Here is a 15260-nt window from a genome sequence, read left to right as displayed (position 1 = left end):
ACATATAAATCAATACTCATTTATATGTTTTTTTAATGAATGATTAGGTATAAGTTGTCATTCTGTATACAATGTTAATATTGTATGCAAAATATTATATACCTTTTTTATCCATATTGCAATATCTCGAAAATAATTGTTGGATTTAACGACTTTTTTACCTAAAAAGAGGTGGCTAACCACCTCTAATTGTAATTTCAATTAACTTTTTTCTTTTTCCAGCCAAACAATCCTAATCCAGATAAAAATATCATGATTAAAAATGGGTAAATTACTTGTTCATCACCAGTTTTAATAGCAGTAACCAAGTTTACTTTATTTTTATCTTCATTTGTTGTAGTATCTGGTTTTGAATTAATTGATGCTAATACATTATTTAAAGCGCTTTGTAGATTTTTGGCATATTGATCAACTTTTGCTTGATCATTAACTGTTAAATTATAATCAATACTAGCAATCAGCATCTGTAATTCTTTTACTTTAATTTGATCAAATCCTGATAAATCATCTGGAATTTGATTTAAAACTAAGTGTACATGATTATAATTTGCTCCTTTAAACTTTAATGCCTGGATTGCTTCTTCATACCTGGTTTTCACTGTTATAAAATCTTTTAAAGAGATATCATCACCTAAGTTTTTCAAATTATTATAGGCTTCTAAATATATTTGATAACTTTCTGGAGTATATAATTCATCTGATTTTAAATCAATGGTATGCATATATTTTTGATATTCTTGTAAACCGCTTAATTCTAATTGATTAACAGCATTAATTAAACTTTGTATCATGGCATCAACATCTTCTTGAGAACCATTTTTTAAAACTATTTGAGATTGTTTTAATGCATCTTTTACTAATTGATAAGAAGCTTTAGTATATAAATTACTATCAAGAGCATTAACTATAGCAATTTGTTTATTTAAAGCATCAACATTTACTAATTTAATTTTGGCATTAATAAGTGCCTGTATATAATTTGCAAACTCATTTTCATCTTTAACTTCTTTAGCTTTAGCTACCACTGCCATTAAATTTTGATATGATGTTTCAGTATATTTACTGCCATCAAGCTCTTCCATTTCTTTAATTAACGCTTCTAATCCTTTTTGACTACCTTTTAATAAAGCTTTTTGAGCCAGAATTTCTTTAATTTGAGCCACGATTTCATTATTTGAAGCATGATTAATTATCTCTTTACCTTTATTCACTGCTTCTTGGTAAGCAGTGAAACTAGCTGGTTCATATAACTCACTATTATATGTTGCCAATTCATCAATCAAGGCCTGCAATGTTGCTTTAGCCGAGATTTCTAATTGTTGTTTAGCTTGATGATATTCATCAATTAACTGTTTAAATGTAGCTGGAGCAACTCTATTTTTTTGATCAGTTGCTTCTTTATCCTGTACAATGGCTTTGGTTAGGGCATCTTTTGCTTTTTGATAAGCACTAAGTGTCTCTTTAGAATAAATATCATCACCCAAAGCCAATTCTTCATCAACTAATAGCTGAGCTTGTTCTCTAAATACCATACTATAAACTAAATTTTCCTGAGCCTTTTCAATTTCACTAACCAGCTTTTGACCATCAGCCTTTGATAAATCATCAATATTTTCTAATCCTGCTTTTCCTGATGAAATCGCAAAACTATAATTGTTATAAGAAATAACGGTATAATATCCATTATCATTAGTAATTGCCTGTTTAATTAAAGTAGCTAATTTACTATCAGTATATTTTTCTTTAACATTATTAATCGCGCCATTCAACAATCCAATCGCCATTTCGATGCTATCTTTAGAGGCATAAGGATTATCATAAACCTCTTTTCCTACTTGATAGGCACTTTGATATCGCTCTACACTAGAACTGGTCCAATTAGAAACATCTTGCTGATTGGCTAATAATGCCTTTAATGTTTCTTTAGGCTTTGTTACATCAGTCACCTCTTTATATAACGCAATTTCTAATATTTCAGGGATATTTTCCTCCCAAGCTACTTGAATATCTTTGTAAACCATTCCTTCAGGAATGACAAACTCACTAATAGTTTGATTTAAAGTACCTAAATCAATTGTTTTTATTTCCTGGCCATGATAAACATGTCCAGTAACTTTAGCATTACTGCTCTTGCCAATTTGAACAATACGAACAGTTCTAAGATCTTTTGGCTTTGAAATATGATAAGTAAATGAACTATTAGCCTTACTTGAACGATAACTTGTAGTATAATCTTTATCTATCATATTAGAAGGGATCTTTCCTTTTTCTTCCACAGCATCACTAATAATATCACGATTAACTTCTGGAGAAAGATATGTACCGCCGTTAATTTGAATTTCATTAAAACCAACCCAGCGATGTGAATAACTAGAAGTTGGCGTAACTTTAAGATACCGTCCCTTTACATTTAATCCGGTTGCTTCTTGATACATATAACCAGGATTTTGATTATCATGATACAACGTAATATTTTGCATATCTTTAGCAGTTGTAGTATTAAAAACATTATCTACTTTTTTACCTACATGCACCACTTTATCCCAGCTATGACCATCTACAGATACTTCAAAACTGGCATCACGTAAATAATTCATTTGATTTTCATTAATATAATAACGAATTGATTTAAAATCAATCACTTGACCTAAATCAAAAGTAATTTGCTTACCAGCTTCTTGAGGACCATTGATCATACCAATCGTTGCTAAATTACCATCAAAAACATTATTAACTGTATTGGCACTGCGCATATCATCGGCTGCTTGATTATTAGCAAAATTACTTTCAACTTTTTTATCACCAATATAATTAAACGAAACCTTTAGTTTAGTTAAATCCAAATTAGCTGTTTGATCAGTCAAATTAATCAATCTAATATAACGGGCATCTTGCAAATCGTTATAATCAAACCACTCAATCTCATTTTTAGAAACTTGCAATTTTAATCCCTGATCACTAACATCAAGATCATTGATATGTTTAATATTTTTTAAATCAATACCAATGTACTGATTTGGCTTTAAACTTACTTTTGCTGGTGTTAGCCATGCTGTTCCTTCTTTTAAAAACGATAAAACTGGTATTTGATCAACATTAGTATAGACATAATCTAAAGTACCCGTTTCTACTTCTTTAACCGTGAACTCGCTAAATTTACCCCAATTATCTTGTCGTTTTAAATTGCGTATCCGAATATATCTTGCCTTTAAACCATCTAATTTAATATCAATAATATCCTTGCCACTATTTTTACCTTGATAATTATCATAGCCTTTAATTGGAGTCCAAATTTGATTATCCAAAGATGTTTCAATTGCATATTTAGTAATCTTATCTTTATCACCACTTCCAACAACAATATGAACACTATCTAATAAAGCAATCTTTTTAAAATCATATCCTATAAAATCATTTTCTAAAAAATCATCATTTGTAGTATTTTCCTTACCATCAGGATCATACCAGACAAAAGTATTCTCTTTACCATCAAATAAATTTGTCTCTGGGCCTTGATGAACTTGCCAGCGATTAGTTTTAATAATGTTATATTCTAACGGTTTATTAATACCATTATCAACCTCGACTCTAAATTCACCAATGCGCCACCAGACATTTTCAGTTTTGTTATTTAATATCCGTAAAGCTGTAGTTTCGATATCTTGTAAACTCAAATCAAAAGTTTGAACTTTATCACTATTAATTTTATTGATGGTTTGCCACTTATTATCATCATCTAAATATTGCAACAAACCATCCTTGATCACGTCATTGTTAGCGCTTCCACCTTGAGCAAAATAAACAGCAGATACTTTCTGCTTACTTGCAAATGTATACGCTAAATAACTATCTTTTGGTAATTTATCACGATCATTTCCTGTTTTTACTGATAGCCAAATTTCTTGATTGCCGTTGTTACCGTTTTGTCCATCCATTAATACATTAAAATCAGTTTCATTCATTAAATCTCGATTAGTTGAATATTTACCACTAATATCTGCTTTATTAATTTGGATTTCATGGACATTTAAATAAGCATCTAACTGATTATTTTCCATAGCCAGCAAACGAATTGCCATGGCTTTAAAATCTTTAGGTAAGTTTTCTTTTTTAATATCCACTTCTAAATATTTTCCCATGCTAGCAATAAATTCATTTTTCATTTTGACTAGCTTTAAATCTTGCCAATCTTTACCATCATTAGAATATTGCAGTTTAGCTCGATCAAAATGATTTTTACCATTGCCTAATAAAAAGCGTAAATTTTCAATATCTATGTTTTTATTGAACTTAACACCAACATAATCATCCTTTAAGATTTGAGCCGGCGATTGATAACTAATATTAGTATTATCTTTACCATCAAATACATTATCAAGATTACCAACTGGAGTATCTTGACGATTAGTAATAAAAGTTTTAACTATCTTTTCAGGATCCATCGCAATTTGAGCATACTTTGATACATGAAGTGCCATTGTTTTAATAAAAGGTACTATATGCTGTACTCCAACCTCGGCATATTGTAGATGATTTACATAATTAAAACCATGTGTTTTTGAACGATCAAAAGCCGCTTTACCTTCATTATTAAACTGCAATATACCATTTGTATCATTATTTAAAATTGCTTTGATGCCATTTAAATAAGCAATTGCCGCCAAAGTCGTATCATCATAACAATCTAACCAATAAATAATCTGGTCTTTTATTTCTTTATTACCTTGTAAACGATAAGTTGCAACAGCAGTTTGTAAAATCTTAAATTCATCAATCAATTCATCAATATCTTTTTCATCGATACTGTCATTAGCTAATTTTGTTTTAAAACGATTAAGTTTATCTTTTAAAACAACTGATTCTTGTAAAGCAGTAACACGACCATCCATAGCCTGATTGATCATGTGCTTTGATAATTCTTTTAAAGCCTTAGAAGCATCGGTGTCAATTGGTGAATTATGATCAACATACTTAAACGAATTTTCCCAGGTTTGATCTGCTTTTTCTTTACTATCCCAAATATGCCATGAATAACAAGCATTGCCAAAGATAGCTACTTTACTTGGCTGTGATTGTTGCATCGGATTTAAGACAATTCCTTGAATATTTTTAGGTTCAACACCGGGTTGTAAAAAAGTATCATAGCCTCCCATAATCAGATGTTTTTTTGAATTATCAGTACATGGCCAATTGATCCACATGTATGGACCACGATTCGTATTTTTGGTAAAAGTAGTCGTAAATTTATTTGAAACTTCACCCCAAACTTTACCACCAGTCATAATAATTTGAACATTTTCGGGAAAATCACGATAATAATTTTGACCATTACCACCATATTCAACTGGGCAAAATGGTAATGTTAGTTTTAAATCAGGATAGTCTTTTTGTAATGTTTTAAGCCATTTGGTCATATCCTCCAACAATCGCCGATAATTATTACCGCCTAAATCACCTGTACCATTAAAATTGGCAGCATCATCAGCTAGAATAGCAATTTGTCGAACTCCGACTTTAATCACCTGTTCAAATTTTGCTTGTAATATAGCTAAATCATTTTGATATTTGCTTTTAGTAAAACTAATTGGGCTATTCATAAATGGATGTAAAGCAAATACAAAACGGCATTTAGACTCATTTCCAGCTTTAGCCAAGGGCTTAATTTTAGTTTCAATTTCCTCTGGAGTATATAACTCCCGCCATTTAGAATTATGTTTAGGATCATCTTTAGGCGCATAAAAATAAGAATTTAACTTATAATAGCCACCCCACTTCATTAAATCAACTCGATCTTTAGTTGACCAGGGATTACCATAGTAACCTTCAATAAATCCTCGACTAGCAACATCACTATAATCTTCAATAGTAAAATTATTAATCGTTAAACTTTCTAACTGCTTAATAACCAAATATAGTGTTGTTAGACCATAAAAGGCAGCATCACTGTCTTTAGCTAAAATAACGATTGTCCCATCCTTTACTTGCATATAATAGGCATCAAGCTGGTCAAATAAATCAGCTGCATAACTTCCATGTTCTTTAACATAGTTATCAACATATCCGTTTGAGCCTTTGATTCCCACTAATATATTTGTCATCTTAGCATTTATCTGGTTAGCAGTTGTAACTGATAACCCTTTTAAATCGGTAACTTCTTTCAAACGGTTTTGTGTGTCTAAATCTATTCCCTTTTCATAGACAACATTTACTTGATCTTTTAAAATGAAGTCACCACTTTGATAAGTTATCTTATGGGGTTCAGGATAAATTTCATATCTAGTATTAATTGCCTTTATAGCTTTAATACTTGAAAAGACACCTAAAACTAGCGTCATAGTTATAATAACTATGAACGTTTTTTTGATTCGTCCCATCATTCGTTTTCCTCCTTGTTTTTTTTGTAGCCCACAAAAAAACAATATCATCTAATATATCCTATTACAATATATTTACTAAAACTAGATATTAAATTTACTTAATTTCACTTAAATATTCTTAATTTCATTACCAATTACCTTAATTAATAATTTTAATTATTAATTCTTTGCTATAATTAATAAATATCCCCTAATTAAACTAAAAATCGGCAAGTTTGCCGATTTAATTCAAATATTTTCTTAATACTTCAACTAACTGGTTATAATCTATCGGTTTAGCAATATGATCATTCATTCCAGCTTCTGTTGTCTTAGCTACATCTTCTGCAAACACATTAGCAGTAACGGCAATAATTGGAATTGTTTTAGCATCATCTTTAAGCAAACTTCTAATTTGTTTAGTGGCCTCACAGCCATCCATCCTTGGCATTTGCATATCCATTAAAATAGCATCAATACTGCCAATAGCAGCATCATTAAAAATTTCCACCGCTTCTAAACCATCATAAGCTTTAATGATTTCAATTCCCATCATTTCTAACATTTCAGTAGCAATTTCCATGTTGATTTCATTATCTTCAACCAACAAAAATCTTTTTCCCACTAAGAAATTTTGATCCACTTCTTTTTCTTCTTTTACTTCTATTTTTTCGTTAGTAATTTGAAGTGGCAGAGTAATTGTAAAAGTAGTTCCTTTATTCAATTCACTTTGGACACTAATATCTCCAGACATCTGTTGAATTAATGTTTTAACAATTGGCATTCCTAACCCGGTTCCTTGTACATTACGTGCTGTAAATACAGTTTCTCGAGTAAAGGGATCATATAGTTTATTTAAATATTCTTTTGACATCCCAATTCCCGTATCTTTGATAACTAACTGATATTTACTATGGTTATTATGATGATCACGTTCAACTAGATCAATATCAACTTTAGCGCCATTTTTACTGTATTTTAAAGCATTAGAAAGTAAATTATTAACAATTTGTAATAATCGATCCCAATCACAATTAACTATCTTATGATTAACTTGATTAGTAAAAGTAATTGTTTTATGTTCTTTTTTTGCTATTACATCAAATAATGAAATACTTTCATTAATACAATCACAAATATTCATTGGCTGATAGTTTAAAAAATCGCCTTTACCCTGTTCTAAGCGGGACATTTCTAAAATATCATTAATTAATTTCAAAAGCTGTGTGCCTGATTTTGCAATCTTATCAATATAATTACTAATTTTTTCATTTTCAATCGGCTCTTTTAATGCCAGATTAGCAAAACCAATAATTCCATTTAATGGCGTTCGCATATCATGCGAAGCATTATTAAAAAATCTAAGTTTCTTTTCTACTGTATTGTTGGCAGTTGCTAAAGCTCCTTTTAATAACTCTAACTGCTGTAAACTTTTTCGTTTTTCTTTATCAATTTCCTGGAAACACATAATTACTTCATTAACACCTAATGATTTATCATAAATGATTCGGGCATGAACCCAGCGATGATCACCATCAAAATTACGGATATAATCACCACCAAAATCATTAATTCCTTCACTTGTCATTTTTTGGATGTTATTAAGAGCAAAGCTTTCTTTAAACTGCTTATATGTATCTTCTTCAACTACTTGCTTCATTGTTTCCATTAAAGCCAAATAACTGCCAGATTTGCCAGTTTGTTCTTTGACCGAATCATGACATTTAATAGTTTGATAAGTGCCCTTAATAAAATCAATTCGATAGATAGCATAATACGTATCTCCTAGAAGCTGTAATGTTTCATTAATATAACGATTTTTTTTATTATCTAAATAACTTCTAATCGTCGTATAACCAGCGATAACCACAAAAATCATCCCGATAATTAATAACAAAACTATGGCCAAATTCCAGCCATCTTGTAAAATACTATCAATAGGAATACACATTACCGAGATCCAGCCATTACTCATAGTATAAACATAAACAGCATTATTTTGGCCAGCTACTTCCAAAAATAAATTTTCCGTTGTTTTACTAGTATCATCGCGCATTTTATCAGCTAAATCTTTTAGTGATTTAATTGATTCAAAATTTGATTCATCAAAACTGTAAACTAAATTATTATTGGAATCAAACAAATAATACTGGCTATTTAACGGCAGTGTGTTGGCATCTTTATCAATATAAAAGTTGTCTAGGGTGATATCAAAGGCCAAAACGTTTCCATCACCAGTGATTTTTTTAGCTAAAGTGATCATTTTTTGATCAGTAATCACATCATTATATACATCGGTATAAATAACTTCACCATTATTATCAAGTGCTTTTTGATACCATGAAGTTACCTGATAATCATATTTATCGTCACCTTGCCAAGGATTAGCAGCGATAATCTTTCCATCAATAACAGCATAAAGATCAATAATATCACTTCCTAAAGAAGCATTTAAATTATTAGAATATTTCTCTAAATTCGTTTGAATTTCATCACTGTTATTTTGAATATTTTCATTAATATAATTAGATTCTAGATCCAACAGCATTGCATAAAAATCAATCCGGCTATTTTCTTCGACTGCATAACTTTTCGCTAATTCAATTCCCATCTCTTTAGCATTATTAAGTAATTTATCTCTTATTAAAATAATTGAAAAAATAATTAAAATTGTAAAAGTAATGATTGCCATTATTTTGGCCACCAAAGAAATTCTTTGATAACTAGATTTATGGTAAAATTTCAATTTCATCACCTCCACTATTTAAATGTTTTTTGATCAAAACGTTGAATTGAACCCCAAACATTTTTCTTTTTACGATAACCAATAAAAGAAGTAACTCGAATAAATGATAAAACATATCTAAAAAAGACATTTTCTAAAATACAAATAATTACTGCTTTAATCGTATCATATAAAGAAATTCTGAGATTTTGAGTATAAATCCGTTGAAAAAAAGCGGTAATAGTTAAAATTGCTCCATATAACGAATACAATAGTAAAAATCTAATCATAAAAGTTGGGTTTAATAAACCAACGCAGCCAGAAATAATGATCGTTGTTATCCCTAATACCTCTATTACTGGCGACAATAATTCATAAAGCAAATAATACATATATGATATGATACTGACTAAACCAAAACGGAAATTGCAAAAAATCTTATAATGCTTTAACATTGACTGAAACAATCCCAAGTGCCAGCGTCGTCTTTGCTTTACTAAATCTTTTAAACTGCCCGGTGCCTGCGACCAGCAAATTGCATTTGGTTCATATTTGATTGCATAATCGATCATATTATTACGGCAAAACACATGCAATCGCACAACTAATTCCATATCCTCACCTAAAGTATGACTATCATAACCGCCACAAGCAACTACAACATCTTTTTTAAATAAACCAAAAGCACCAGAAATAATTAAATTCCCATTAAACTGATCCATCAATATCCTTGAAGCTAGAAAAGAACGATCATATTCTACTACCTGCATACCTAAAATAGGATTTATAGGCATCCGGTAATGAGTTACTTCACCATCCTTCATTTCCACACACTGAGCAACCCGAATTAAACCGCCAACAGCCACAACGCGATCATCTTCCATCAGTGGCTGGACAATTTTTTCTAATGAATCTTTTTGTAACATTGAATCGGCATCAATACAAATAAAATACGGAAATCTTGAAGCATTAATCCCCATATTTAACGAATCACCCTTACCGCCATTTTCCTTATCAATCAAAGTAACTGAAACGCCATTGATTCTAGTTTCATAAACAGCTTTCAATTTAGCTGTTTTTAAAGCAATATGAATCGGACGTTTTACTTCAACAAAAGAAAAAGCTTCAATTAATTTATTTAAAGTATTGTCTTTAGAACCATCATTTATAATGATGATTTCAAATAAATTATAATTTAACTGGACTAGTGAATTAATACTATCAACGATCGTGACTTCTTCATTATAAGCTGGTACTAATAATGATACGGGTACATAATATTCATGTTTTAACTGATTACGAACCATATAACGTTGCTGTTTTTTATATAATTCAAAAGCCCCAACTAAAACTGACAAAAATAAATATGTTGTATATAAAAGTAAATAAACAAGGAAAAAGAGATTAACACAATTTAGAAATATTTCGATTTCTTTCATGAAGAACCTCCTTTTCATACATATAAGTCAAAATTTCTTTGGCATAACGATCATCACCATTTAAAACATCATTTAAATCCGATAACGATACTTTTAAATTAATTAATGATGACGCACTATTATAACGAACATACCAGTTAGGATGGTATAATGCCTGTTTTAAAACAGCAATTGTCTGTTTACTAGGATAATGATCCAACACAAATGCAGCAACGATCGTTAAGTTTTCATTATAATCATTTTCATTTAAATAAGCATATAATAAAGGGACAACCGGCTGATAATAATGGGTTCTAAAATATCTTAAGATGGCAAGCTTAATTTCAATTTGACCCCGATCATCATTTAAATATGCAAAAAATGTTTCTTGAAATGAGCCATTGGCAAGTGAAATAAATTGAACAATGGCAACCATGATATTTTCATTCCAGTCATTTTTATGTTTCCATAACTGTTTCATCAAGCTTTCCTGATTACCAGTAAACTTAGCTAAGTTATCAGCTACTAATTTTTGATGATGAAACCACTGATTTTGATTAAATAAACTCAAAGTATTTTCAACTGCCTGTTCATTTCCTAAAGTACACATAGCTTTTAAAACATTTTCCCGACAATAAATAGTCGAATCATCTAAATAACCTAATAAAATCGTAATCAGCATTTCATTATCACTAGATTTAACGGGATAATTAGCGATAAAATAAGCAAAAAATGCTCGCTTCATATTATCTTTTTTACTGTAGCTATAAGCTAGCTGTTGATAAATCGTTCCTAGATTTTCAATATATTTAGAAAAATTTGGCTGCTCTTTTAAACTTTCTAAAGCATCATGATATGGTAATAATTCATTGATCTTAACTAACTTTTTTAATAATTTAAGACGATGTTCGTCACTTATTTGATCATCATTATTAAGGTGTATAAACTGATACAGGATTTGTTTTTCCCAATCTCGCTTTTTATCCTGATGAATCTTTTTAATCAATTTGCTTCGAAATATATAAATAATATTATAAAGCAATAAAAAGACACAAATATATAAATATCCATACATCAATGTATTTACATTAAACCCCATTATTTATCACTCCAAAAATCTTTAATAAGATAATATGATTCTTTTAAATGCTCATGATATTCAAAATTCCAATCGCTATCTAACTTAAATTCATTCATCTTAATTGTTTTATCACCATAACCAGCACCAAGATAAATTTTAGAAATTTCTTGTCCAATGACACCATAGTTTTCATAATAATCATCATGAACTAAATTATTAGTTGGATCATAAAAATTCAACATTTGCCAAGGGATCCTAATTTCAATTCCCTTTTTACCATAAGCCAGATCCGTTAAAGCATCATCCTTTGCCCCTTGATTTAAAATTCCCGTTGGATAAACTGGTGATTTTCGCATTTCATATAATTGTTCATCACTGTAATCTTGATGAACTAAATTTTTGTTTTCACAAATCATCTTAATTGCAACAAACTTAGCTTCATCAATGCTTGGATATTCAATAAAAGGATCTTGCCGTTCGATTTGATATAAATAATTAGCTCTTAATGATTCATAACGACTTTGCACTAACAGCTCACTTTGTTCCTTATTGATTTTAAGTAAAAAATCTGCATTTCTGGAAAAAGACAAATTACGTTCGTTATCAACATTGCTACCACTTTTATCAGTAACATCAATAGGAATATAAATATCTTTAGTTAAAACATCTTGACCTTCTAAATATAAATAAAGACCTATTTCATCATAAAAAGCACTTATTTTAATTGAATTATCACTAATAACTGTTTTTTCAGGCCAATCTTTGTTACTTCCATCAATTAAATTTTCATTAGTTTTATAAGTCAATAGGCCAAAACCAGTACTTTCACTTTGAATATCATGCCAATTATAAGTATTATTAACACCTATTGCATAGCTTGTATTCCACATCCGTTTATCAAAACTATCCTGCCAGGAATCAATTAAGACTCCATCAATGCCACTATTAATCAGATCTTGATAAGTATTTATCAGTGCCTTTCCTTGTTGGGCTTCACTTAATGGACCATCAACACTTTCACTTCCCCTAGAACTTGAAAAGCCATAACCAGTAATCACAACCGGCATACTATGATAGTTAGATAATAAACTGCCATAACATGTATAAAAATTAGTAGTATCTAAATTGCTTAAAATATCAGCTATTTTAGTCTTTTGATCTGCGCTAAAATATTCATAAAAAGAGTCATAAAAATCATAAATACTATACGATGCAAAGACCCCGCTTAAATAAGCATCTTCAACAACAAAATTATTAATATCAATTGAAGCTACTTTATTCATTTGACTAGCATAATAAGCTTGATATTCAAACGGGTCACAATTCAACGATGAAGCCATCGTAATTAAGCGTTGAGTTTTATATTTATTACTTTCATATTCAATCATCGAATCCATCACTTTAGCAATCATCACTTCAAATGCATTGGCATTACTATTAGTAGAAATATAAGTTCCCTGATAGCTAGTTTCATAATCTTGATGATTGGTATAAGCAATCGTTTCTCCGTTCCAGTCATTACCAATAATATAACCAATTACCCAGGGGGAAACATTTTTATTAAAATAGCCGCTGCCTTTATCTTGATTAGCACTGATGATTCTTTTACCATGAATAACATCAATAGCTTCATAACCATCCTCTTTTAAACTATAATAAAACTCTTTGCCATAAGCATCTTCACTTGAATCATTAGCATAATCTGAAACTTGTAAACCTTGAAGTAAATATAAAAGTTCTTTATTTTTGCGATTATAGTCATAAAAAGCATCATAAAAACTATCATTGTAAATAGTATAGATCAAAATCGTATTAGCACCCATTTCACTAATTAGTTCAAAATAATGATAATAAGTGTCATAATCGATAGCAAAGTCACTGCCATGATGTTTAGGAATGTAACTTGGTAAAGTAACACCTTTGATCGCTAATTGTGAATATTTACCATCTTGATTAATTAAAATCTTTTTGCCAGACACTTTAAAATCAGCCGTGATTTTAGCATCAGGATTTAGATTCAGATAATAGCCTTGATAATAAATTAAATAATTTAATGAAAGTATTAAAATTAAAATTGCAAGAGCAAAGCATAAAAACTTTTTCATTTTGATCCCCTATCTAAGTAACTCGTTAGCATTTTTAGATTCAGCACAATATTGATATAATGAATCAATATGTTCATCAAGCCATTTACCACGTTTTACAATAAATTCTTTTAATTCTTCAATTGCTTCTCCATGACTAGTAAAATTCCGATCTTGAGGGATTAAATAATTATCAGGATTATAATTATTTAAATCATAGACATACCCCCAAATTTGATCATTACGTTTAATTGCTTTAGTAAGCCATTTATCGGTAGCTTCGATATATTCAAGCAAATAATCAGTCGCTAAAACACTTTTACGCAACCGATGATATTGACTAATTACTAATGATACAAATTCTTCATCTTTGATTAACTGATTAAACCAGGGCGCATTATGCATCGAAAAACCGATTTCATTATTAATCGTCTGAGCATAATTATCACAAGCATTATTGAAATCCCAAACAACAGTTTTTACTTTTCCTCTTACATCTTTATAATAAAAAGTTGAAAACCAGCCAGCATCAACATTTCGAAAAAACTCATTAATGATAAAATATTGTGCAAAAGAATTAATATCAATTAAATCATTATAGCTTTCTTCATACAAACTAGCTGAATAAAGCATTTTTTCGATTTGACTAATTTGATTATTGATATAATCAGCTTTACCATCAGTGATTGTATTTTTACCCGGATAACGAATATCTAAAGCAGAAATATCACTTTGATAGGTATAATACGTAAAATTATCAATTTCATGATCACCTTTACCTTGGCGATCCCAACGAACAATAAAGCTAGTTAAATCAGCATTTTCATCAGTTTTATTAATTTCAATTCGACCTTCACCACGAGTAATTGTTTCCATCAAAAGATATAAACCTTGATACTTACCATCAATAAACAATTCACAAAAACGAACATTAGGAGCATATTCCATGATTTCTCCAGCAATATTCATACACAAATAATTACGTAAATAAGTTCGATCTAAAAATGGTCCATTTAACACCCATTCACTATGACTAGACATTCCCGCCAGCTCTTGTTTATTTTCTTTACCATCTTGATCAATCAAATGTAAAGAATATGATTTTTTATCAAAATGTCGTGATGAATTACCCCGATAACCAACTTTGATCTTACTATTAACAGCCGCTTGATCACTTAATTGATTATTCCCGCTCTGGTTATCGATCAAAGTAAAATCACCAATAATAAAATCCTCACCTGTCGTAGAAAGTTCATAGTTTCCATTACCTAAAGGACTTCCCGGTATGGTTTGATTATTAGTATCAATAGTAATTATTGGTAGATAATACTGGTCATCACTAGTTGTCTGATCTTGATAGCGTGAATCTAAATGCTGATGAATTCGCGTTGTTTTAACATCGATTCGATATAATGTTATACTAGCAAGCACTACAGCTAGTGCTGTTAGTAAATAAATAATTTTACTTTTCATTCTAACCACTGATTTCATCATTTTGCGTAACAATATTAACATATTCGATTTCTCCTAAAGTGTATAATGTTTGTTCAATACTTTTAGGATTTTTATAAGTTAGATCATAAGCACTTTTACTTA

The 15260-nt window shown here is 29.9% G+C and carries 6 protein-coding genes; all 6 read right to left on the bottom strand.

All coding sequences use genetic code 11. The features are described from left to right. Positions 1–197: 197 nt before the first annotated feature. The 6 genes from J7M77_RS04135 to J7M77_RS04110 all read right to left on the bottom strand — a co-directional run bounded on the left by J7M77_RS04135 (position 198) and on the right by J7M77_RS04110 (position 15137). A complete protein-coding gene (locus tag J7M77_RS04135; RefSeq protein ID WP_296876282.1) occupies positions 198–6377 on the bottom strand; it encodes a beta-N-acetylglucosaminidase domain-containing protein in 6180 nt (2059 codons plus the stop codon). A gap of 223 nt (positions 6378–6600) precedes the next feature. Beyond that, the gene (locus J7M77_RS04130) at positions 6601–9102 is read right to left on the bottom strand and encodes a hybrid sensor histidine kinase/response regulator (RefSeq protein WP_296876280.1); all 2502 of its coding nucleotides are present in this window, start codon (positions 9100–9102) and stop codon (positions 6601–6603) included. A 14-nt stretch (positions 9103–9116) separates the two neighbouring features. Beyond that, the gene (locus J7M77_RS04125) at positions 9117–10520 is read right to left on the bottom strand and encodes a glycosyltransferase family 2 protein (RefSeq protein ID WP_296876278.1); all 1404 of its coding nucleotides are present in this window, start codon (positions 10518–10520) and stop codon (positions 9117–9119) included. Further along, positions 10486–11598, bottom strand: coding sequence for a HEAT repeat domain-containing protein (locus tag J7M77_RS04120; RefSeq protein WP_296876276.1), 1113 nt, complete (start codon positions 11596–11598; stop codon positions 10486–10488). The genes J7M77_RS04125 and J7M77_RS04120 overlap by 35 nt, the downstream gene beginning before the upstream one ends. Then, positions 11598–13685 carry a hypothetical protein gene (locus J7M77_RS04115; protein ID WP_296876274.1) on the bottom strand — a complete coding sequence of 696 codons (2088 nt, stop codon included), beginning with the start codon at positions 13683–13685 and terminating at the stop codon, positions 11598–11600. Before J7M77_RS04115 ends, J7M77_RS04120 begins: the two co-directional genes overlap by 1 nt. Before the next feature lie 9 nt (positions 13686–13694). Further along, positions 13695–15137: a CotH kinase family protein gene (locus J7M77_RS04110; protein WP_296876273.1), complete on the bottom strand. Its 1443-nt coding sequence runs from the start codon at positions 15135–15137 to the stop codon at positions 13695–13697. Positions 15138–15260: the final 123 nt, after the last annotated feature.

The organism is Thomasclavelia sp. (assembly GCF_017889095.1).
In the GTDB taxonomy this organism is placed as follows: domain Bacteria; phylum Bacillota_I; class Bacilli_A; order Erysipelotrichales; family Coprobacillaceae; genus Thomasclavelia.
This window is presented reverse-complemented; position numbering and strand designations above follow the sequence as displayed.